A 23,060-nucleotide genomic window follows, 5' to 3' on the forward strand; every position below is an offset into this window, starting at 1 on the left:
CTACATTACATAAAAAAACACGTTACTATTCTCATTAAAATAAAAGAATAGTAACGTGTTTTTTGGTTTGGAAAAAGCATAAATCCTATAGTTCATGAATCTGGGAGTGCTTCTAATCTGCCATTGATGAGTTACTGAAAACATTTTGTTTTAATGGAAGTTTCACTCTAAATGACAACATGAGATTTCCGATATTTACCAGGTGTTTCATTGGTGAATTTTTTAAAAATTTTAGTGAAATAACTTTGATCGCTAAAATTAAGCGAAGCGCATATGTCTGATAAAGGATAGGTGGTGAAAGTTAATAATTTCTTTGCTTCTTCGATTCGTTCACGTTGAATGTACTCAATTAATGAAATACCGACTTCTTTTTTAAATAATATAGATAAATAATCTGAATTCACATTTGCAAATTTAGCAAGTTGTTTAACAGATATTGGATTGTAAATATTTTTAAAAATGTAGTTTTTGCAAATAGCGATAGTCTGTGAATGTTGCTGTGTTTTTTGTGCCTTTACACGGTCTGCAAAGGTACAAAAAGCATTTTTTAATAAATCCCAAACAGATTCTTTGTCTTTTAAATCTTCTGTTCTTTGAATATGTAAATCATAAATTTTGTAAGCAATCCCAGATGGAAGTCCCCCTTTTATCGCATATCTAGTAGCGAGCGTGATGGATGAAATACAAATGTTTTTATGACGTCTTAATTGATGGAATGAAGATAAAGATGAAAGAGTCTCTTGTTGGAATTCGTAATAATATTTGAGTACGGTTTCTTTATCCCCGTTTTCTATAGAACCAAGCAGTTGCTGCTCTATATATAAATTATGATAAACGGATTCGTCTTTTTGCATTGAAATATATACATCTTCGTTTAAGATTCTGCTATGACTTATATGAAGTGAGTCACTGTTATTTGAAAAGGTGCTTACATCTGAAATTTTTTTATAGAAAATGTTATAGAACAATATTGCCATATTTACAAAGAAATTTTGATCTTTGACTGACAATGAAAAATAATGGTTTCTTGTTCTTTTATAATTTGGAATGAAATTAAGGTTACTATCCGTTTTACTTGTAGAAAAATTTACATGTGCCAAGGGCCCAATAATAACAGTACCGTTCACCATATAATCGCTCTTTATGTGAATTAAAATGAAGTGCCCTAGATGTTCGTGAGTTCTGAAGATGGGGAAATTATATGTATCATTTCTCTGAAAAAGCACATGTAACTGTTCTATTTTTGATGTATACAACGAATGTGAATCACTTTTTGATGTGAATTCTAAAAGAATATTTTTGTTACAATCTAAAAAACAAACTGGAATTTCAAAATATTGGAAAAACATATTGCAAATGTACTCTATCTCAACTAGACTGAGCTTTTTAGTCATATTCTTCCTCCTTACAGTTATGCGTAATAGTTAAATAAACATATATTCCTTTTTTCATAAGTAGAAACGGAAAATCTTTATTAATAAAAAATATAAATAAAAGTTATAAACTTCTAAGAATAATACCATAATTTAACATGAATAGCACATATTATTTGAATATACAGGTAATAGTTTTGGACAGTAGCGTAAAATATGAATCGTCACACTTATTTGTTGGTTATTACTTATATGTATTAAAAATGATTAAGGTTGGATTTTAAATAGGGATAGGAAGTGAGAAATGAATAGATTGACAGTAAGTGACTAGTCGAAATTAGCAGTGAAAGCTATTATGTAACAAATGTAATGATTTTTGAAGTAGAGATATACGTGTAATTTAGGGGAGAAAATTACATATATCATGTGGAGAGACAACGTAATAATAGAAGATAAGAAAAGTGAATAAGTGATTGTAAACAATGGATTGTTGGACGACTATGTTTTATGTTATTCGTTTAAATCTGATACTTGGCACACTATTGCTTTTAAGAAGGTAATAGTAATAAAGAGATTTTTAAAATGATAGAAGTAGTAAAGGGGATAAGAGAAATGAAAAAAATATTTAGTGTGCTTTTAGTGTTATTCTTAACATTTTCTACATGGTCTAGTGTATTAGTAAAGGCAGATTCACCATCTAAAGGTACTTTAACGATTCATAAGTATGAACAAGAAAAAGATGGAGCGCAGGGACTAGAAGGTGACGGTTCTGCAAATCAAGAGGTGCCAAAAGATGCGAAACCATTAAAAGGTGTAACGTTTGAAGTGAAAAGGGTTGCTTCTTTTGAAAAAATTTCAAACGATGGGAAAATCGTGAAAGAAGATGTGAAACCTGTAATGGGAGCCACTCCAAATCAAGTAGTAACAGATGATAACGGACAAGCTGTATTAAAAGATCTTCCGCTAGGACGTTATGAGGTGAAAGAAGTGGCAGGACCTCCACATGTTAATCTAAATCCCAATACGTATACAGTGGATATCCCATTAACGAATAAAGAGGGTAAGGTGCTAAACTATGATGTTCACATGTATCCTAAAAATGAGGTTAAACGTGGTGCAGTGGATTTAATAAAAACTGGTGTAAATGAAAAAGCATTAGCAGGTGCAGTATTCTCTTTATTTAAAAAAGACGGTACAGAAGTGAAAAAAGAGTTAGTAACAGATGCTAATGGTCATATTCGCGTGCAAGGATTGGTGTATGGAGAATACTATTTCCAAGAAACAAAAGCTCCGAAAGGCTATGTAATAGATCCAACTAAACGTGAGTTTTTTGTTAAGAACTCCGGAACAATTAATGAAGATGGAACTATTACTTCTGGTACAGTAGTTAAATTAGAAGTGAAAAACTATGAAGAACCAATAATTGATAAAAAGATTAACGGAAAATTGGAAGCGTTACCAATCAATCCGTTAACTAATTATAATTATGATATTAAAACATTAATTCCAGAAGACATTAAGGAATACAAAAAATATGTGGTAACAGATACTTTGGATAATCGTTTAGTGATTCAAGGAAAGCCAATCGTGAAAATTGATGGAGCAGAAGTAAATGCAAGCATTGTAGAGGTAGCTATAGAAGGTCAAAAAGTAACAGCTACAGTAAAAGATTTCACAAAATTAGATGGTAAAAACGAATTTCATTTGCAAATTAAATCTCAAGTAAAAGAAGGAGTACCATCTGGTTCGGAAATTTTAAATACAGCAAAAATTGATTTTACAAATAAAAATGATGTAATTGGAGAAAAGGAATCTAAACCTGTAGTTGTTGTTCCGACAACTGGAATAATTGAGTTAACAAAAATTGACGGTGCTAATAAGAATAAATTAAAAGGTGCAGAGTATGTACTTAAAGATAAAAATGGAAAAATAGTTGTTGTAGCAGGAAAAGAAGTAACAGGTGTATCAGATGAAAATGGTGTTATTAAATGGTCTAACATTCCATATGGAGACTATCAAATTTTTGAAACGAAAGCACCAACATATACAAAAGAAGATGGTACAAAAGCTTCTTATCAATTATTAAAAGATCCCATTGATGTAAAGATTAGCGAAAATAATCAAACGGTTAAATTAACGATTGAAAATAATAAAAGTGGATGGGTTCTTCCGGTAACGGGTGGCATAGGAACGACTCTTTTTACTGTAATAGGCCTTACGTTAATGGTTACAGCGGCATTTGTTTTCTTTAGAAAAAAGTTTGCTAATAATTAAGATTTTAGGAACATGTAACTATGGGAAAAGGGGAGAAGCAAAATGCTTCCCTCTTTTCGATATTTAAGCATATACAGAGGTGGAAATATGAAACGAAATCTTGTTTTGGGAGGTATTTTTTTATTTGGATTAGGTGTTTTTTTATATCCTACTATTAGTAATTGGTTGGCGACTCGTGCACATTATTCTGAGATTAGCTCTTACGATAAGAAGATCAAAGCGCTACAAAAGAAAGAAGTCGAACGTAGGGAAAAAGAAGCAGCCGAATATAATAAACAAGTTCACACTTCCACGAAAACATTTACTGATCCATTTTCTGAAAAAAAAAGTAATCATCAAGCATATGCTGATGCGTTAAATTTAGGAGATGTAATGGGGTATATTGAAATATCGAAAATTAATATAAAACTGCCAATCTATCAAGGGACATCTGAGGAAGTATTGAGCCGCGGGATAGGTCATTTAGATTTTTCTTCGCTCCCGATAGGTGGAGAAAATACGCACACTATTTTAACAGGGCATCGTGGTTTACCATCAGCAAAATTATTTACAGATTTAGATAAGTTGAGCGAAGGAGATCTCTTTTATATTCATTCTTTAGACAAAGTTCTTGCTTATAAAGTAGATCAAATTAAAGTAGTGTTACCACACGAAACGGACGATCTACAAATTGTAGAAAATAAAGATTATACAACTTTAATTACGTGTACGCCTTATGGAGTAAACACCAATAGATTGCTAGTTCGAGGTGTGCGTGTGGAGTTAAACGAGAAAGAAAAACAAAAAATGACTACAGAGATATTTATATTTAATAAGTGGACTGTAATAGTTCCAATCCTATTGTTATGTGTGTTTCTAGTCGTAATTTATAAGAAAAGGTTAACTCGATAGAATGTATTTATTTATCCTGCATTAATGGACATTGGGACCGGAAATTCAGAGATAAGTAAAGAAGGTATATAGGGAATGAAGTAAATCCTCATTGATAAACATGTCATTTTATTCGACTATAGAAAAAATACGGTAAAGGTGGGAACAAAGGAATTGAGGCTACGATTAAAGCTGGTAAGTATTCATTTTATTGTTTTGTTAATGTTAAGTGTAAGTTTTGTCGTATATGTACCACAAGAAGCATATGGATCCACGACAAACTTAGAAGGTCTAGGTGATATATCGCGTTATAATGCAGTTGTCTTTGGTAACCATAAAGCAATAGGTGGCGACATTGAAGGAGCAATTGCAGTTCAAGGTGATATGGATGCATCGGGGTATACAATTGTAGGTGCTGCAGCGGGAACATCTAATATAGTAGGTGAAAAATGGGTTGATGAGGGATATCCGTCCTTGTTATTGTCTGGAAAATTTAAGAAATCAAGAGAAGAATCTTTTATCATTCAAAACGGAATAGTAGTAATGACAAAAGAGAGTGATCCAGATCGCATCATACAATCCTCTTATGATCGTATCGTTTATAAAGAAAAACTAGAAATTGACGCGAAATTTAATGAATTTCGCAATATAGTGAACCAAGTCAGTAAAAATGCAGGTCAATATCAAACAAATACCCCAATTCCAAATATGAGTCATGGAATCGGAAAAGATATAAACAATCCTAATATTTATGTTTCATCAGAATTGACAGGGAAAATTAATTTAGATATAAGAGATGTATTTTTACCAAATGCTAAGGACAAAGATTTTATTGTTATGTATTCGGATGCAACAGAGGTTACATTTAAAAATGGATCTATTCTATATGACACGAACAATATTGGAAGGGCTACAGATATAGTTCCTACATCACAACCATATTCTCCTAATTCCTCGTTTACTGAGCTATACGGGAAAGTGATTTGGGTTTTTCCAAATGCGAAAAAAATTACAACAGAGGGATATGGTGTCGTTGGGAGTGTGTTTGCCCCAAATGCTGTATTAGAAACAAAAGGCGGCTCGATTAATGGACAAGCATTTGTCGGCGCGGTACAACAAACTGGTGGATTTGAATTTCACAATTTCAAATTTAACTGGCAACATTGGAACAAGCCTAGTACTGGAAAAGTAAAAATAAAAAAAGTTGATAGTAATAATGATAATAAAAAATTGGTGGGAGCAAAGTTTCATATAGAAGATTCAAATAAAAAAGTAGTTGGAGAACTAGTAACAAATGAAGAAGGAGAAGCGATATCAAAAGACTTACCAAAAGGAAACTATACCCTTGTAGAAATAGAAGCGCCAAAAGACTATGAATTATTAAAAGATAAAATAGCTGTAAAAGTAGAAAAAGATGCAGTAGTAGAAATTAAAATAGGAAATAAGAAATTGCCAGATCCAATGGGAAAAATGAAGTTAGTGAAAGTAGACATAAGTGATAAAAATAAAAAGCTAGCAGGGGCAAAGTTTCATATAGAAGATTCAAAAGGAAAAATAGTTGGAGAACTAGTAACAAATGAAGAAGGAGAAGTAATATCAAAAGACTTACCAAAAGGAAACTATACCTTAGTGGAAGTAGAAGCACCTAAAGGTTACGAATTATTAAAAGAAAAAATAACTGTAAAAATAGAAAAAGATGCAGTAGTAGAAATTAAAATAGGAAATAAGAAATTGCCAGATCCAATGGGGAAAATGAAGCTTGTGAAAGTAGACATAAGTGATAAAAATAAAAAACTAGCAGGGGCAAAGTTTCATATAGAAGATTCAAAAGGAAAAATAGTTGGAGAACTAGTAACAAATGAAGAAGGAGAAGTAGTATCAAAAGACTTACCAATAGGAAACTATACCTTAGTGGAAGTAGAAGCACCTAAAGGTTACGAATTATTAAAAGAAAAAATAACTGTAAAAGTAGAAAAAGATGCAGTAGTAGAAATTAAAATAGGAAATAAGAAATTACCAGATCCGACTGGACAATTTGAAATTGAGAAAGTTGATGATAAGGATATCAATTTAAAACTACAAGGCGCTATATTTCAAGTCTTAGATAAAGAGGGTAAAGAAGTGGCTAGATTAACAACGGATGAAAAAGGAAAGGTGATTTCCAGTCAATTAGTACTTGGAAAATATACGATAAAAGAAATAAAAGCGCCAAACGGATATATGTTACTTAGGGATCCAATAGAAATAGAAATTACAGAAGCAGTAAAGACACAAAAAATAACAGTGAAAAATGCGAAGAATAATTGGGTAATTCCTAATACTGGTGGGAGCGGAACAACAATTTTTTACGTAATTGGTATTATGCTAATGTTTGGTGTGCTATATTTCTGTAAGAAAAATCGTATATTATGAACTAATTTTATAGAGTTAGACAGATCGTTACGTTAGAGAGTTTTTAGGACATGAGTTCGGTATTGTACTGGACTCATGGTACTAAATTTGTTAAAGGAGGAAGGATAATAGTAAACATAGAATATATTAATGAATTAAAATATTTAAGAGGTGAACATGGTGGCAATAAAACAAGACGAAATTAAAGTAGTTGTCGGAGCTGGAGTGTTTAATAATAATCCAGGTTGGATTCAAACGCAAGAAGATGAACTTAACTTACTAGATAAAGCTACGTGGGAAGAAAGATTTGAATACAACTCTATTTCAGCTATTTTAGCTGAGCATGTATGGGAACACCTTACTTTTGAAGAAGGTGTAAGAGCAGCTGAAATTTGTTATGAATTTTTAAAACCATCTGGTCATATTCGGTGCGGAGTCCCTGATGCATTCTTTCAGGATGAGGCATATCAAAATATAGTTCAAATAGGGGGCCCCGGTCCGAAAGATCATCCAGCAGCAAGTCATAAAATCGTTCATAATTATATAACATTAACGAAAATGTTTGAAACTGCTGGATTCGAGGTAGTTTTACTTGAATATTGTGATGAAAATGGTCGGTTTTATTACAACGAATGGGATGCAAACGACGGTGTTATTTTCCGTTCGAAAAGGTATGATTCTAGAAATAAAGGCGATAAACTTGGTTTTCCATCGCTAATTGTCGATGCGATTAAGCGCTAATCATTCAACAAAAAAAGGAGTTAATCCTATGATTTCATAAGTCGCAAATGCGGCTTTTTTATTTGTACATAAATCTATATTTAATTTTCAATATTATATAATTCGATTTAGAAAATATTTAAGTTTTTCTCAGCACCATTCACTTTAAATTAACACTTCGTTGACATAAATATTTATTTTATATTTATATTCGTGTAAAATGAAATGGGAACATATATTCTATATAAGGAGACAATCAAAATGATAGCTGAAATTAGGAAACTAACTGATGGATATATTGTAAAATTTGAACGCCAATTTCCATATACGGCAGAAGAAGTTTGGTCTGTATTAACAGAAAACAGTAAGCTGAAAAAATGGATGCCCAATTTACAGATTGAAAGCCTTAAAACTGCTGGAATAATAAAGTTCGACATGATGGACGGTTCATTCATAAATATTGATATTTTAGAGTGTCAACTAAACTCAGTACTTGAATTTACTTGGGATAAAGACCGTGTCAGATTTGAAATACATAATGAGGAAAATGGTACTCTTTTACTTCTTAAAGAGTACATTCATGAATTAACAGATCATACACCGAGAGATGTAGCTGGTTGGCATATTTGTTTAAATCTTTTTTCTTTCGTTTTAGAAGGAGAAGAGAAAGAATTTTCTAAAGATGAATGGCAACTGTGGTTTGAAATATACAAGGATAAGATTCATGAAGTGAGAGGATAATTGCATAATAGGTAATATTCATTATGTAATTATTATATTGTAAAAATGCTTTTGTGAATAAATAAGAATAGAGGTTAATATGAAAGTAAATCAATTAATTGCTAATAACATAAATAAATTAGATGCAACTATACCGTTTAATAAATCGTTTGGAATTGCTGGTTTATCTGGATCGGGTAAAACAACTTTTTGCCAAACAATTGGTGAAGAATCAAAAAAACGATTAGTTTCTTTATTACCAAAGGCTGAATATCAATATTTATTTCCTAACATTATGGAAACAAATTTTAGTGCCATTAAGATGGAAGAAATGCCTTTAGTACTTTTTCTAGGAAAATCATCGATTTCGTCTAATCCGCGTTCAACGATTGGTACTCATACTGGTGTTTTTACAGAGATTCGGGAAAAACTTGCTGAAGTTTTTAATCTTTCTCCAGAGGTCTTTTCATTTAATAATCAATTAGGCTGGTGTACTGGTTGTAAAGGCCGTGGTACTACAAAAAATGTTGAGTGTAAAAAATGTAAGGGAAAACGTTATAGTGAAGAAATTGAACAATATGAAATTGATTTGTTGGCCAAGCCACATTCAATTTCAAATATTAATGATTTAAGTGTTGAATCTATTCTTTCACTAGCAAAAGAGTTAAATATTAGTGAAGAAAAACAGCATATACTGCAAAATATTATTAATATGAACATTGGTTATTTAACATTAAATCGAATTATGGGTACGTTATCAGGTGGAGAGTTAACACGACTTTATTTGGCCGAATTCATGGCAGTAAGTGAAAATGCTGTAATTATTATTGATGAGATTTCAGTTGGACTTGATCATGAAACTTTATTACAAATTTTAGAAGAGATTAAACGATTAGGGTGTAAAAATCAAATTTGGCTTATTGATCATTCAGATACAGTACTAGATACATCTGATGAGCAATTGTTTTTTGGACCTGGTAGCGGAAAATATGGCGGGAAAATTGTGGAAGAATCACCAAGACCAAAGTCAATACTGTGGGATCGAAATAAAGAAATACCAACAGAATTTTATACATTCTATGATTTATATTGCCGTAATATCCAAATGGAGGAGTTTCAAATTCCTAAAAACAGGCTTGTAACAGTTACAGGAGAATCAGGATGTGGGAAATCTACACTTGTCAACGAATGTCTAGCTACAGATTTTTTGAAACGATATCCAAAAGATAAATTAGTTATGGTAGGACAAGACCGAAATCAATCAATTACAAGTCGATCAACTGTAGCAACTTTCCTAGATATTAAAAAGAAACTGACAAAGTATAGTGAAGACATTGATGATATTTTTGAGCGCTCGATTGAGGATATTATTGATGAACTTCCAAATGAAGATATCGCTTATAAACGTTTGAGCCTACTAATTAAATTAGGACTTGGCTATTTAACATTAGAGAGAAAAACACAAACATTATCGACAGGTGAGTTTCAATGTGTTCATTTAGTTTCGGAATTATTTGCAAACACTAGAAATCCACATACATTATTCATTTTTGATGAGCCTTCAAAAGGTTTATCACAAAATATTTTAAATCAATTTATCGATAGTATTAGAGGTATTCTGCAAGATGAATCAGTTTCTATCATTATGATTGAGCATAATCGTTACATGTTAGAAAGCTCTGATTATATAGTTGATTTTGGAAAAAGGCAGAATGAATCTGTAGAGCATTTGGATGTTGTTAATCATGAGGATTACTATCGTCAAAAAAGTAATGTGAATAGCACAAAGAAAATAAATATCTCTTCAATGCTTAAGCAGAAAAAAGGAGTTCACTATTTAGAAGAAAATCATATTAACTATTTTAAAAATGCCGAAAATGTTTATAAGGGCGGTATTTTAAAAAGTTTATCATCAATGGCTAGGTTAATTTATGGTGAATATGAATCTGATACAATCGCACCTGTTATTGCTATTGATCTTGAAAGACATTTATATAGTCAATATAGTTTCTTATATGAGATTGGTGGATTAATTAATCATATTGTAGCTGCTCATCCAATTAATAAAGATACGAGAAGTTTTGATTTCTATTCACAGGACAATCATTGTCTATCTTGTTCTGGACGTCTTCAAATTGAAGTTTTTGATAAAGATATTGCCATTCAAGATAAAAGTGTTCCATTTTGGGATGGGCTATTCGATCCAGAAATCATGAAGGTATTAAAATTTTATCAGCATGAAAAAATAGAATTTCTATTCGAAGAAATAAAAAATGAGCTTGGTCACGATTTATCAAAGAGCTATAATGATATGTCAGAAGAAGAAAAGCATACGTTTTGGTACGGATATTTTGAAAAATCATTTTATGATAAAAAAGGAAAGACACGCAGAACATGGGTAGGATTTAATACAATTATTGGTGGATATATTGTTATTTCAAAAGCACCTATTAAAGAAGAAATTAAGAGTTCAAAAAAAATGATGAAATGTCCAATTTGTGAGGGGACGGTTTTAAATCATCATAAGCCACTTAAATTTGGTAACGTAGATATTCGTGAAATAATCAATCAGCCTATTAATAAAGTATTGAAAACAGTTGGTGATTTACCGGCACTTGTTACATTGAAGTCTATTGTTGGTGGCGATATGGTATTGACGGAAGATGTTTCTTTATTGCCAAGAAAAGCACAAGTTGCATTGAAAATGTTTGAATTAGAACAAGCAAGCTTTTCAAACTATGAAATGGTGTTACAAAATGTCTTACCATTCTGGAGCGAAATAAAAGGAAATATCGAATCCATTAGTGTTAATAATCAGGTAACTGTTTGTGATTTCCCTAATGTTTATGAAACGAGAGAAGCCATTATAGATAAGTATTTCACAAATGGTAAATATAAAAAACTTACGTATGTATACGAAGCGTTTGGATACAAAAAATTAGTTACTCAAATTAATAAAATTAAAAAAAGTAATCCATGTCCATTTTGTAAAGGTAAGAAAGTGATAACCGAAGATAATCTACATGATGGTGTCTTTAAACTAACAATTCCATGTGTAACTTGTAATGCAAGTGGTATTAATGACGAAGGGTTAAAAGAAGTTGTTGAGGGCGTGGATGTACAAACGTGGTTAACTGGAAAAGTAAGTGATGTTGTGGATGAAAGCTTATTAACAGAAGCTGTTGCGCAAATATCAATTTTTAATCGCATACGTGAGTTGGATAAACGAGATATGATGGCGGTTTATGAATGTCTGGAGAAAAATAACTAGTGATGGATTGTCAATTGCAGTAGTCATAAAAACAGGAATATAGGTTTTTAATTATATAAATATAACATGTTAAATTGTTATTTAAATCGTTAAAAATAGTTGACCCTCACATAATGTCATTGTTTATGATGAAGTTGAGCTTCAAAGTAGATGTAACTTATAGGAGGAAATCATGTTTAAAATAGGGGATTTTTCGAAACTATCTTCCATTAGTATACGTATGTTGAGACACTACGATAAAGTGGAATTATTACAACCAGTAAAAGTCGATGAGCAGAGTGGATATCGATTTTATTCAGCTGACCAATTAAAAAAGGTAAATCAAATTCAAACATTAAAAGCTATGGGGTTTAATATTGCTACCATCAAAGAAATAATAGAATGCGATAATATAGATAGCATAAAAGAGCAATTTTTAAATCGTAGTGCTCAAATTAAAGAAGACATGAATAACCTCCAAAAACAATTACGTCTCCTCGAAGACTCAATGAAAACGATGAGAGAGGATGTTGTTGAGATGAATTATCATGTTTCAATAAAAGAAATTCCAGAAAGAACTGTAGCTAGTGTTAGAAAGATTATTCCATCGTATAATTGCGAAGGTGATTTATGGAGTGTATTAATGCAAGAAATTCAAATGAAAAATATTAGTATTGCCCAACCGAGTTATAGTATTGCAGTTTTCCATGATCGTGAATACAAAGAAAATGATGTAGATATAGAAATACAGCTAAGTATTCTAGGTAAGCACGAAAATACAAAAGACGTTACATTTAAAAATATGGAATCGACTAATGTAGCTTCTATAACAGTTAATGGAAGTTATGAACAGATGACAGCTGTAAATGAGGCTGCGGCAAAGTGGATTGAGACAGAAGGTTACAAATTAGCAGGCCCGATGTTTAATATTTATCATGTGAGCCCAGCGATGGAATCGGATCCTAATAAGTGGGTTACAGAAGTTTGTTATCCAGTTAAATGAAGATAAAGAAAAAAGGCATTATTTATATGTCTTTTTTCTTTATAAACTTATCCATAAATATCAAGATAAATTACTTCTTGATTTGATTCGTCAACTACTAGCACGATTGAATTTGCAAATGTACAAAATGAGCGGATTATAATGGATTCCTTTAATGAATCTTCTAAAAACCAACCTGTTGGTAATAAAGAAATGCAACCATCTTTTTGGAAATTTCAGCAATGTTTACATTAGTAACAAAATCCACCGGAATAAGGGGCTTTTCTCTTAAATAATTTAATGGTATGTGTACCCTCCATCAGGAAATAATACATTACCCGTAGTAAAACTATTTTGCATTAAATATAGGACAGTATGTGCAATTTCATCATTATATCCAGCTCGCTGTACAAGTGAAAGAGATTTATAAGCTTCGTAAGCAACTAGTCTATTTTCATTTTGTTCATTTTCTCTTTGTATTGTTCCAGGAGAAACAACATTAACTCTTAAAGGAGCTAATTCAACAGCTAAAGCTTTCCCTAAACTTTCAATAGCACCATTGCAAGCGCCATAAGCAGGTGCGCCTTTAAGTGGTCTTTGACTAAATGCACCGGACATTAACACGATTGATCCAGATTCTGAAAGAAAAGGAATTGCATATTTTACGGCATAATATTGAGGCCAAAACTTTCCGATGAAGCTACTTTCAGCAATTTCCTCTGTAGAGGTAATTGGTCCAAGTGTGTAAGAGGCTCCCGGTGTGAATAAATGATCAAAGTTCCCAACTGTCTTGAAAAAATTTTGTAATTGCTCTTTATTTTGATTATCCAATACGTAAGTTTGGAGACGATTGTTATTTATTACTTCTCGAGCAACTTTTAATTTTTCTTCCGAGCGTCCGGCAATAATAACATGTGCGCCTTGTTTAATTGCTTGTGTTGCTGTTGCTAATCCAATACCAGAACTCCCGCCAATGATAACAATACGGCTATTTTTTAATGTAGTAATAGACATATTTTAGCCACTCCTTTAATAAAAAATTTAGAATATAACTAACTGTGCTATGCTTTTATTATTCGCTAAAAGGGAGCAAGTGAAAAGTACGCACTTTATATGTACATAGTCGCAAATTTCGTACTAATCGCTATACATGCGGATAAGTAATAGGAAAAATTTCTAAATATGGTTTATCCCGCATTAACGGGCAGTAAAACTCTCACCTCAAAGTTAGGAAAATGCAAGGAAGTTAGGTAAGAGATCAATTGCCCGTAAAAGCCCGATTGGTTCAACTAATAATCAGTGTGGGATGAACAAAACCCCCACTGATTAAAGTTTCACTTTATGATATCTGAGGAGAGGTGAGAAAAATGGATTTACAAGAAACGAAGTTAAAAGGGGTAATAGCAACATTACAAATAATCGGTGGGAAATGGAAGTCACTTATTTTGTTTATTTTGCTAACAGATGGAATGAAACGTTTTGGTGAATTAAAGCGATTGATACCAGATATATCTCAAGGGACGTTAGCGAAGCAATTACGTGAATTAGAGCAAGATCAACTAATAAAACGCGAAATTTATCAAGAAATACCACCTAAAGTAGAATATAGCTTAACTGAACATGGAAAAACAGTCAGTACTGTTTTGGATAGTATGTGTAGTTGGGGAAGAGGGCATTTAGAATATATAGATAAAGATAAACCATAAAAATGTTATGTAAACTTATTGTAGTGTGAAGGGAAATGTTGTTTTAATAATTTGTATTTTATAATATATAATTAAGGAGTGTCGTAGGTTATTATACATATTTAATTTATTTTTACAAAGGGGAAGTAATAAGATGAACGAATTAGAGTATAAAAGCTTCTATGATAAAGTAGGAAGATTAAATGGATGGGATTTTAGCAAAATAAAATGTGAAACTGTAGGATATACAAGGGACTTTTATAGTGAGGTAAAAGAAAGGTGTAAACCATCACATATTTTACTTGATGTTGGTACAGGCGGAGGAGAAAATGTACTTAACATAGCATCATCAGCTAAATTGTTGATTGGAATTGATAATTCTAACGGCATGATTGCAACGGCACATTCTAACTTGAAAAAATCAGGTGTACAAAATGTTGAGTTTCTTCAAATGGGTTCTGAAGCTTTAACATTTCCACATGCACATTTTGATATTGCTTCAAGTTGTCATGCCCCGTTTCTGGCATCTGAGTTAGCGAAAGTAATGAAAAAGGGTGCCTTTTTCTTAACACAACAAGTAAGTGAGAATGATAAATTAAACCTGAAAGAAGCATTTGGTAGAGGACAATGCTTAGGTGAACGGGATGGTACTTTAAAAGAAAATTATATGAATGAACTTATTAGTGCAGGATTTGATCTCGTGCAAGTACGTGAATATGATGTTACTGATTATTACAGTAGGTCTGAAGATCTCATTTTCTTATTAAAACATACCCCTATTATTCCTAGATTCGGAGAACAGGAAGAGGATTTTACTATTTTACAAAAGTTCATTGATACGTATAGTTCTGAAAAAGGGATTCGTACTAATTCAAAAAGATTTATGATTATTGCTGTTAAATTATAATGTATTTTAGTGTAAAAGCTGCTTTTCATTTAAAGAAAAGCAGCTTTTTGTGTGGAAAAGAATACAGGAAATACTTGAAAATAATAGAAATAAATAAAGTGTAAATTAAAAAATCAAAATATGGAGGATAAATGTTTTGAAACGTTACTATATTAGCAATGAAAAAATAAATGTACATATTACTGAATGGGGGAATAATGAGAAGCCCGTTATCTTTTGTTTACATGGATTAGGTAGTACGAGTTTAAGTTTTATAGAAATTGCTGAGGAATTAAAAGAAGAGTATAGATTTATCTCCGTTGATGCACCTGGACATGGTAAAACACCCCCATTTGAAAGAACAGAAGATTATGAGATGCACAATTTAGCAAATTGGTTAAATGAAATAATAAATGAATTGAGAATCGAATACTTCTATTTTCTATCACATTCATGGGGAAGTTTTGTAGCGTTATTTTATTTGTTAAATCATCCAGAAAAAGTACAAGGAAGTATTCTTATTGATGGTGGATATCAAACAAAAAGGCTTAAAGAAGAAACGTTGGAAGAAGAAATTGCTTATTATGAAAAGGACTTTGATGAATACGTTTTTAATAATTGGGACGAATTTTTCAAAAGTGAAAAAGCAGCTTATACTAGGTGGTCTTCATTGTTAGAAGTTGCTGTAAAGGATCTAGGGATCGAAATGGATAATAAAGTATGGTGGCATGCCAGGGGAAATACAGCTAGTAATATAATAAGAGGTATGCATAAAGATGAAACAATAGATATATATGAGAAGCTACCGGCTAATATTGTATTACTTCGAGCTACAGTCCCACAAGTTTGGGCGGATTATAGAGATAAGACAGCAAATGTTTTTAAAGAGAAAACGGACAGTATAGTAAAAGTAATTCCTGATACTACACACATGTTGCACTGGGATAAACCAGAAATTGTTATAGCGGAAATAAAAAATAATTGGAGCTAACATATTCATACTAAAGTTGTAGTTTCTATATGAAAAATCCATCCTTCCGTTTGATTTTATCTATTTATAAGTGTAATACAATACGAATAGATAATAAGAAATGAGGGGGAATGTAAAGTGATTACACATATATCAGATATAAAACTACAAACGGTTTCCATAGAAGGGGTAAAACAAGTTTATAAGGACATATTATCTTTTCCAATAAAAAAAGAAACAGCATCCTTCATTCAATTTGAAGTAACACCTTATACAACAATTAGTTTTCAAGAAGTGTATGAACCAATCGCACCTGCACATTTTGCTTTTGAAATCCCATATTCAAAATTCCATGAAACAGCAAAATGGTTAAAGGACTCTGGATTACTCATTGTAAAATGGCAAAATGGAAATGTAATTGGTGAAGAGAATGGTCTATTCAATTTATACTTTAAAGACGGAGATGGAAATCTACTCGAAATTATCGCACATAGTTATGTTAAAGAGGATGTATTAGTACCACACTCACCTTTAAACATTTTATACGTAAGGGAAATTGGTCTTCCTGTTAAAAGTGTACCTGTTTTTACGGAATGGTTAAAATCAAATCTAAATATGAAAACGATGGAAGATGGGGATATTTTTAACTTTGTTATAGGTGGCACTGCATATATCGTCGCGACTTGGTGGCAGCGACCTTGGATTCCAATCGCGATGAAAGCTCTATCACCGAAAGTATACGTTTCTTTCGGAACACCAGACGTCGCATTTTTACAGCGAATCCAAAATAACTTTAAGAAAAATAGTGTATCATTTGAATGTAAACGTAATGAAGTATCATTTATTGAGCAAGGATATACATTTTCAATTGTGCATACATCAGAGTTTCATTCTGATATTCCTAAACAATTAAACTTACCGCTTTCTATTTAAGGATGAAAAGCGGTAAGTTTTTTGTATATTCGTGAAGAAGGTTTTAGCTAGGGTTACAGTGAATTTAAAGAGAAGTACAAGGTGTTATTTTAATTTATGTTAAGGGGAGAAATGAAGTGGTTTTAGGTAATCCAATTGCAAAAGGGAATACTGCAGAAATTTATTTAACTGATGATAAGGTTGTAAAATTATTTAAAGATTACCTCCCAGATACAGAGTCTATGAATGAAGCAAAAAAACAAAAATATGCGTATTCATGCGGGCTGCCAGTTCCAAACGTATTTGAAGTAATAAAGATACAAAATAGACAGGCAATTATTATGGAACATGTAAAAGGGGACAACATTGGTGATCTTCTGCTTAATAATTTAAATGAGGCAGAGCGTTATATCGGCCTTTGTGTTAATGAGCAAAAAAAAATCCATGCTATACATGTAAATACAGATGAAATGGAGTTAATGAGGGAAAGGTTAGAGAGTCAAATTAAATCTGTACATAAATTGGATGAAAACAAAAAGAAAAACATATTACTAAAATTAGATTCTATTACATTTGATTTTAGGCTATGTCATGGAGATTTCCATCCATTTAATTTAATTTTGAGTAAGGAAGAGAAAGTGAAAGTTATAGACTGGGTAGATGCTAGTTCAGGGGATATTCGCGCAGATGTATTTCGAACATATTTGTTGTACTCACAATCTTCGGTAGAATTAGCTGAGATGTATTTACATATATATTGCAGTCGTACCGGCTTATCAAGAGATGAAGTTTTTCAATGGGCTCCTATAATTATTGCAGCTAGATTTTCTGAAAAAGTATCACCGCAAAATGAAGTGTATTTGAGAAGATTATTGAATCAGTATTTATAAGTCATAAAAAAGGTTGTCAGCTAATTAATAAATGCTGTTGTTTAACCAAAGTTTCCTTGCAGTTAAACAACGGCATTCTTAAATATTGATATAGGTATTCTTATTTTCGATCTTCATCCTATAAAGGTTCATAATCCGTACTTGTTCCTCCGTTAATTCTTCTTTATCCCAATACATATGCATTAAGCTATATTCAAAAATCTCCTTTAATTTAATAAATAACGGAAACTTGTCTTTCATCTCTTTTGGTAGCTCATTTTCCTCTTGGTAGCCTTCAAATAGTGCTTTTGTAATAGAATACTCATAGTCAACGATATTCCCATTTCCAGCAAATGAATATTCTATCGCACTATAAATAGGAACGGCTAAATCGAATATGTAAAAATGTTTTTGGAATGAATCCAAGAGAATATCAACTTAACAAAATGCCTATCCAATCATTTGTTAAACTAAATTTAAATAAAGAAGGGGCGTTTAAAATGAATATTTCTAGAAAAATAGAGGTTGAACAGTTACGAAATAGGAAGAGTGAGCTATTTGATAAAGAGGTACTTAACATATTAAATGGTCAAGTTATGTATGAAGAATTTAAAAATAAAAAGCTAATGGGTGATTCTGATTATGCACCATTTAATGAGGCAATGTGTGTGAACCCTGCTACTACTCAAGTTTTTAATGAAGAGTTTATTAAAACAAGAGCGGAAGGACATAACAGTTCCGTAGAAAGTTATACAAAAAAGGTTATAGATCCGTTAGAAAAACTTTTTACGAAAAATTATAAATGTATTGTTTTATGGTTTGGTGAAGATATGTTTTGTCAAATGAACCTACTTACCATACTTTCTCACCTTGAACAGTCTGTTTATGAAGGGAAGGTATACTTAAATAGCTTTAGAGAGGATGAATTTAAAGTAAATCAAATTGAACTTGAATTGGGGAAGTATTCTTCTATATACAATGAAGTATTAGTAAACCATAAAAAGACCTCTCATAAGGTACCACCTGTAATGTATCAGGCTATAGACTTATTTTTAGAAATGTTAACAGAAGATAATGCAGTAATGAAATTCATCTCTAAAAATAAAGATTTATCAACTCGTGAATTATTAATAAAGTTGTTTTATCTTTTTCCAACAATCGGATATGGAGATACTCAGTACATAGAGCTGATTAATAAAATAAAGAAGAAAGCTACACCAAAAATATAGGTGCAGCTTTCTTCTTATAATTGCTCAAGTAATTCTAATTCTTTTTCTACAAATAGCATTAGTTCTTTAATTGTTTCACCAGAAAAATCAAAACGAATACCGGCTGCATCATACACTTCTTTTATAGATTGCGAGCTTCCTAGTGATAATGCCTTTTTATAATTTTCTAGCGCTTGCTTAGGATCCTCTTTATATTGTTTATACATTTGTAATGCACCAAGTTGGGCGATCGCATATTCAATATAATAAAATGGTACTTCAAAAATATGGAGTACAGGTAACCAACTCGTTGCTATCCAGTTTTCGTAGCCATCAATATGTATGACGCTAGACTGATAATGTTTTTGAAGTTGTAAGTATTTTTCATTTCTTTCTTCAGAAGTATGACTTGGATTTTCATACAGCCAGTGTTGAAATTGATCGACAATAAGCATAATAGGTAAATATGAAATAACATCTTTAAAGAAGTTAATTTTTGCTTGTTTTAAATCTTTTTTGTCTGTATAGAAGGTATCCCAATAATTAAGCGAGAATAACTCCATTGTCATACTGGCTAGCTCAGCTGTTTCAGCTGGAATTTCTATATACTGTCGTAATTTTAATGGTTTTATGAGTTCGTTATGAATACTATGCCCCATTTCGTGTATAAAAGTTATAATATCATCTTGTGTATAATTTAAGTTCATAAAAATATAAGATAATTGTGAAGCGGGTAAGTACTCACAAAAGCCACCAGCTGCTTTTCCTTTGCGGCTTGTTAAATCAAGACAATTGTGTTTATACATTCGGTTTAAAAGTGCTGAAAATTCAACATCTAGTTTATTAAAGATATGAGTGCTCTTTTCAATTAAATCATTTTCATTTGCAATAGGTTTAAGTACTTTTTGATCTGGAGTTACAGCTGATACATCCCACGGGCAAAGCGTATCCAATTGCAGTTTATCTTTTTTCTCTAACAATATTTTATCTTTAAGAGGCACAACATACTTACGTATGGATTCAGCTAGTTCATAGCAATCTATCGCTGAATAATCAAAACGCTCGTATTTTTTGAACATATAATCGCGATAATTCTCTAGTTGAATATTTTTTGCTTTTTGATGGCGAATTTCAATTAATTGATTTAATATGTTTTGGAGTTCTTTTTCAACAGATAAAAATTGTTCAGAAATAATGGTTTTTGCCTTTTTACGGGTGTCACGATTCGAATCTTGTAAATAGGATTGTAATTCTGTTATCGTTTTTTCTTCTCCGTCCCAAATTCCACTTAATCCTCCAGTGATTTCAAAGTACTCTGTGACTAATTTGTCTTCCTTTATTTCTAATTCGATATTTTCCTCACAAAATAACTTTTGAGCATTTTTTATTTTTGTATCTAATAAACCATATACATTAGAATCTAATTCCATTCGAAAAGGTGACTCTAAATATTTATTATCCAATAAATTTTGATATCGCTTTAAAAGTGGCTTTACAAATTGTTGATCATGTTCAAAAGTATCCTTTATTTCTTCATCATCCGTATTACATTGAAAGGCGATGTAATGTGATCTTAATTGTTCTTCGATGTCCCAAATTACTTTTGACTGCTCTTTTAACCAATTTTCAAGGTCTAGTTTTGAAGAAATCATTTTATTTAATAAAGTCGAAAGAGTTTTTTCCAATTGTAGTACATTACTAATATCAATCGTATTTACACGTTGCATTATATATCCCTCACTTTTTATTTATTCATAGAGATATTCTATTTATTAATTGTAATTCCCTTGTTAAGTGGGGTAAATGTGAAATAATGTTAAATTTAATAATTAAAGAAGGTATTTATATGTCAAAGTAAAAAGTTTATCGTAAATGAAAATATATGGAGGGGTGCTGCATGAGAAAGGGAAAGAAGTTACTTGTATTTTTATTTCCACTTGCTTTATTATGTGCCTGTGAGAATGACATTGAAGATGCTAAAAGTGAAGATTCTATAGTGATGGATATTGCCACAGCAGCGGTAAAGGAGGAATCTTTTTTTAGTGCTGCTATAAGAGATGAAAAAGCAAGAATAGTAGATTTAGAGATTGCTGATAGCGAAAATGCTAACGAAATAAAAAAAGAAATTAATAAAAGATTGCAAATTCAAGGCGTTATGTCCTATAAAGTAAATATATCGCAAAGAAACAAGGAGATTGTAAATGCAGAACATAGATGGGAGTTAGTTTTTGGACATATATTTGATGACGTATTCAGAAAAAATGGAAATGAAGGGTTTGGTATTCAGCAAATAAATTATAAAAAGAATCAACCTGTTACCATTGATATAAAAACTAAGATTAGCGATGATGAAGTAGGGGCGAGAGAACTTGGACAGAAAATAGAAAAAGAAGTTGAAGTTGTACTTAAAACAGAAGCAGTAAAGAAATGGATTGAAAATGATTCATATGCTATTGGGATTTACGATATAGATGATCGGAAAATTAACTAATTGAGGAATGAATGCTATATGAATAGAAAACCGATGGAATCAAATATAGAATTGCTGGAGGAGGTGTAATATGTATAAGTATTTACATATTTTAAATGACATTGAAAATAAGATTCAAAATGGAGATATAAAAGAAGGAAAGAAATTACCGTCTATACGGTCACTCGTTACGCAATATGAATGTAATAAGGCAACAGTTATACGTGCGCTTCATGAATTAGAAAAGCGTCACATTATATATTCTGTCCCTCAAAGTGGATACTACGTTGTTAAAAAATCAGAGAGTACTATAGAAAATAACGAGATAATTGATTTTGCCTCCTCAGCACCAGATCCAGATGTTTTTCCGTATTTAGATTTTCAACATTGTATTAATAAGGCTATTGATACGTATAAAAATGATTTGTTTGTATATGGAACGCCGAAAGGCTTACCATCTTTAATACCAGTTATTCAAAAACAACTAGCAAATTATCAAGTCTTTACAAAAGAAGAAAATATTTTTATAACATCAGGTGTTCAGCAGGCACTTGCTATATTAACTTCTATACCATTTCCGAATGGAAATGAAACTGTATTAATTGAACAACCAACATATCATCTATATATTGATTATCTAGAAATAAATAAAGTTCCTGTAATCGGTATTAAACGTACGAATGAAGGTATCGATTTGAATGAATTGGAGCAAATATTTCAAACCGGAAAAATAAAATTCTTCTATACGATACCGAGATATCATCATCCGCTTGGAACGTCTTATTCTAAAGATGAGAAAGAAAAAATCACACTATTGGCTAAGAGATACAATGTATTTATAGTGGAAGATGATTATTTAGCAGATTTAGAAACTGATTCAAAAGCAGATCCATTATATAGCTTGGATAATTGTAGTCATGTCATATATTTGAAAAGTTATTCGAAGATTATTTTTCCGGGTTTACGGGTTGGAGTTGCGGTCATTCCACCATCCATTGCAAATGCGTTCTATACATACAAAAAGATACTAGATATTGATAGTCCGATGATTTCTCAAGCGGCTTTAGAAATTTATATAAAGAGCGGTATGTTTGAACGTCATAAAAGTAAAATTAATTCTTCCTACTATAATAGATCAATAAAACTAGCAGAAACATTAGAAAAAGTGCAAAATGAAGATCCATCATTATTTACATATAATAGACAAAACACATTTGGAATACACACTTGTTTAGAAATGCAGAAAAACACAGTTACAGAAACACTTATACAAAAATTAGGTGACAGGCAAATAAGTGTCGATACTATTGATAAGAATTATATGAGGAATTTTCCTAAAGAAAAACTGTTAAAGTTAAATGTTTCGAATGTAAAAGAAGATAAGATTGAAGAAGGTATTCGTAAAGTAATTGAGGAAATCAAGCAATTAAGACAGTTTAATTTTCAGTTTAGAAAAGAATAATTTGAATTAGGAGGTTCG

At 31.5% G+C, this 23,060-nt stretch carries 19 protein-coding genes; 15 read left to right on the forward strand and 4 right to left on the reverse strand.

Annotation, left to right across the window (positions count from 1 at the left end; genetic code table 11):
* Positions 1-167: 167 nt before the first annotated feature.
* Positions 168-1,394: a helix-turn-helix domain-containing protein gene (locus ACUN13_RS14230; protein ID WP_025689561.1), complete on the reverse strand. Its 1,227-nt coding sequence runs from the start codon at positions 1,392-1,394 to the stop codon at positions 168-170.
* A 591-nt stretch (positions 1,395-1,985) separates the two neighbouring features.
* Here ACUN13_RS14230 and ACUN13_RS14235 point away from each other — a divergent pair.
* The 7 genes from ACUN13_RS14235 (at position 1,986) to ACUN13_RS14265 (ending at position 12,601) form a co-directional block, all read left to right on the forward strand.
* The gene (locus ACUN13_RS14235; RefSeq protein ID WP_242278105.1) at positions 1,986-3,647 is read left to right on the forward strand and encodes a SpaA isopeptide-forming pilin-related protein; all 1,662 of its coding nucleotides are present in this window, start codon (positions 1,986-1,988) and stop codon (positions 3,645-3,647) included.
* Positions 3,648-3,734: 87 nt separating this feature from the next.
* Complete coding sequence (locus ACUN13_RS14240) at positions 3,735-4,538, forward strand: class C sortase (RefSeq protein WP_088344674.1); 804 nt, start codon at positions 3,735-3,737, stop codon at positions 4,536-4,538.
* Between the two features lie 153 nt (positions 4,539-4,691).
* Positions 4,692-6,929: a SpaA isopeptide-forming pilin-related protein gene (locus tag ACUN13_RS14245; RefSeq protein ID WP_445423855.1), complete on the forward strand. Its 2,238-nt coding sequence runs from the start codon at positions 4,692-4,694 to the stop codon at positions 6,927-6,929.
* Positions 6,930-7,085: 156 nt separating this feature from the next.
* A complete protein-coding gene (locus ACUN13_RS14250) occupies positions 7,086-7,649 on the forward strand; it encodes a class I SAM-dependent methyltransferase (protein WP_000225721.1) in 564 nt (187 codons plus the stop codon).
* A 240-nt stretch (positions 7,650-7,889) separates the two neighbouring features.
* Positions 7,890-8,369 (forward strand): SRPBCC family protein, encoded by a 480-nt coding sequence (locus tag ACUN13_RS14255; protein WP_025688578.1) that lies wholly within the window; start codon positions 7,890-7,892, stop codon positions 8,367-8,369.
* A gap of 79 nt (positions 8,370-8,448) precedes the next feature.
* Positions 8,449-11,619 carry an ATP-binding cassette domain-containing protein gene (locus ACUN13_RS14260; protein WP_342761847.1) on the forward strand — a complete coding sequence of 1,057 codons (3,171 nt, stop codon included), beginning with the start codon at positions 8,449-8,451 and terminating at the stop codon, positions 11,617-11,619.
* A 172-nt stretch (positions 11,620-11,791) separates the two neighbouring features.
* Positions 11,792-12,601, forward strand: coding sequence for a MerR family transcriptional regulator (locus tag ACUN13_RS14265; protein WP_025688582.1), 810 nt, complete (start codon positions 11,792-11,794; stop codon positions 12,599-12,601).
* A gap of 276 nt (positions 12,602-12,877) precedes the next feature.
* On the opposite strand, the gene ACUN13_RS14270 is transcribed toward ACUN13_RS14265, so the two are convergent.
* Positions 12,878-13,594: an SDR family oxidoreductase gene (locus tag ACUN13_RS14270; protein WP_445423856.1), complete on the reverse strand. Its 717-nt coding sequence runs from the start codon at positions 13,592-13,594 to the stop codon at positions 12,878-12,880.
* A gap of 353 nt (positions 13,595-13,947) precedes the next feature.
* Between ACUN13_RS14270 and ACUN13_RS14275 the strand changes: the two genes are divergently transcribed.
* The 5 genes from ACUN13_RS14275 to ACUN13_RS14295 all read left to right on the forward strand — a co-directional run bounded on the left by ACUN13_RS14275 (position 13,948) and on the right by ACUN13_RS14295 (position 17,923).
* Positions 13,948-14,286 (forward strand): winged helix-turn-helix transcriptional regulator, encoded by a 339-nt coding sequence (locus ACUN13_RS14275; protein ID WP_000365541.1) that lies wholly within the window; start codon positions 13,948-13,950, stop codon positions 14,284-14,286.
* Between the two features lie 133 nt (positions 14,287-14,419).
* A complete protein-coding gene (locus ACUN13_RS14280; protein WP_409531977.1) occupies positions 14,420-15,172 on the forward strand; it encodes a class I SAM-dependent methyltransferase in 753 nt (250 codons plus the stop codon).
* A gap of 136 nt (positions 15,173-15,308) precedes the next feature.
* Positions 15,309-16,142 (forward strand): alpha/beta fold hydrolase, encoded by an 834-nt coding sequence (locus ACUN13_RS14285; RefSeq protein ID WP_000833454.1) that lies wholly within the window; start codon positions 15,309-15,311, stop codon positions 16,140-16,142.
* 117 nt (positions 16,143-16,259) lie between these two features.
* Complete coding sequence (locus tag ACUN13_RS14290; RefSeq protein WP_000627924.1) at positions 16,260-17,054, forward strand: VOC family protein; 795 nt, start codon at positions 16,260-16,262, stop codon at positions 17,052-17,054.
* Between the two features lie 116 nt (positions 17,055-17,170).
* Positions 17,171-17,923, forward strand: coding sequence for an aminoglycoside phosphotransferase family protein (locus ACUN13_RS14295; protein WP_409531979.1), 753 nt, complete (start codon positions 17,171-17,173; stop codon positions 17,921-17,923).
* A gap of 78 nt (positions 17,924-18,001) precedes the next feature.
* Here the strand turns inward: ACUN13_RS14295 and ACUN13_RS14300 are convergent, their stop codons facing one another.
* Positions 18,002-18,328: a hypothetical protein gene (locus ACUN13_RS14300; protein WP_002006075.1), complete on the reverse strand. Its 327-nt coding sequence runs from the start codon at positions 18,326-18,328 to the stop codon at positions 18,002-18,004.
* Between ACUN13_RS14300 and ACUN13_RS14305 the strand changes: the two genes are divergently transcribed.
* Positions 18,319-19,131 carry an AraC family transcriptional regulator gene (locus ACUN13_RS14305; protein ID WP_409531981.1) on the forward strand — a complete coding sequence of 271 codons (813 nt, stop codon included), beginning with the start codon at positions 18,319-18,321 and terminating at the stop codon, positions 19,129-19,131. The two genes, ACUN13_RS14300 and ACUN13_RS14305, sit on opposite strands and share 10 nt — an antisense overlap.
* Before the next feature lie 14 nt (positions 19,132-19,145).
* Here the strand turns inward: ACUN13_RS14305 and ACUN13_RS14310 are convergent, their stop codons facing one another.
* Positions 19,146-20,837 carry a M3 family oligoendopeptidase gene (locus ACUN13_RS14310; protein ID WP_409531982.1) on the reverse strand — a complete coding sequence of 564 codons (1,692 nt, stop codon included), beginning with the start codon at positions 20,835-20,837 and terminating at the stop codon, positions 19,146-19,148.
* A gap of 170 nt (positions 20,838-21,007) precedes the next feature.
* Between ACUN13_RS14310 and ACUN13_RS14315 the strand changes: the two genes are divergently transcribed.
* Complete coding sequence (locus ACUN13_RS14315) at positions 21,008-21,601, forward strand: DUF4030 domain-containing protein (RefSeq protein ID WP_409531983.1); 594 nt, start codon at positions 21,008-21,010, stop codon at positions 21,599-21,601.
* A 70-nt stretch (positions 21,602-21,671) separates the two neighbouring features.
* Positions 21,672-23,042 (forward strand): aminotransferase-like domain-containing protein, encoded by a 1,371-nt coding sequence (locus ACUN13_RS14320; RefSeq protein WP_025687948.1) that lies wholly within the window; start codon positions 21,672-21,674, stop codon positions 23,040-23,042.
* The last annotated feature ends 18 nt before the right edge of the window (positions 23,043-23,060 follow it).

The sequence above is a fragment of the Bacillus cereus group sp. Bce041 genome (assembly GCF_052646455.1).

Excerpts from the sequence above, each read along its gene's own strand:
- ACUN13_RS14230 (WP_025689561.1), bottom strand. The coding sequence starts at position 1,394 with ATGACTAAAAAGCTCAGTCTAGTTGAGATAGAGTACATTTGCAATATG.
- ACUN13_RS14235 (WP_242278105.1), top strand. The coding sequence starts at position 1,986 with ATGAAAAAAATATTTAGTGTGCTTTTAGTGTTATTCTTAACATTTTCT.
- ACUN13_RS14240 (WP_088344674.1), top strand. The coding sequence starts at position 3,735 with ATGAAACGAAATCTTGTTTTGGGAGGTATTTTTTTATTTGGATTAGGT.
- ACUN13_RS14250 (WP_000225721.1), top strand. The coding sequence starts at position 7,086 with ATGGTGGCAATAAAACAAGACGAAATTAAAGTAGTTGTCGGAGCTGGA.
- ACUN13_RS14255 (WP_025688578.1), top strand. The coding sequence starts at position 7,890 with ATGATAGCTGAAATTAGGAAACTAACTGATGGATATATTGTAAAATTT.
- ACUN13_RS14260 (WP_342761847.1), top strand. The coding sequence starts at position 8,449 with ATGAAAGTAAATCAATTAATTGCTAATAACATAAATAAATTAGATGCA.
- ACUN13_RS14265 (WP_025688582.1), top strand. The coding sequence starts at position 11,792 with ATGTTTAAAATAGGGGATTTTTCGAAACTATCTTCCATTAGTATACGT.
- ACUN13_RS14270 (WP_445423856.1), bottom strand. The coding sequence starts at position 13,594 with ATGTCTATTACTACATTAAAAAATAGCCGTATTGTTATCATTGGCGGG.
- ACUN13_RS14275 (WP_000365541.1), top strand. The coding sequence starts at position 13,948 with ATGGATTTACAAGAAACGAAGTTAAAAGGGGTAATAGCAACATTACAA.
- ACUN13_RS14280 (WP_409531977.1), top strand. The coding sequence starts at position 14,420 with ATGAACGAATTAGAGTATAAAAGCTTCTATGATAAAGTAGGAAGATTA.
- ACUN13_RS14305 (WP_409531981.1), top strand. The coding sequence starts at position 18,319 with ATGAATCCAAGAGAATATCAACTTAACAAAATGCCTATCCAATCATTT.
- ACUN13_RS14310 (WP_409531982.1), bottom strand. The coding sequence starts at position 20,837 with ATGCAACGTGTAAATACGATTGATATTAGTAATGTACTACAATTGGAA.
- ACUN13_RS14315 (WP_409531983.1), top strand. The coding sequence starts at position 21,008 with ATGAGAAAGGGAAAGAAGTTACTTGTATTTTTATTTCCACTTGCTTTA.
- ACUN13_RS14320 (WP_025687948.1), top strand. The coding sequence starts at position 21,672 with ATGTATAAGTATTTACATATTTTAAATGACATTGAAAATAAGATTCAA.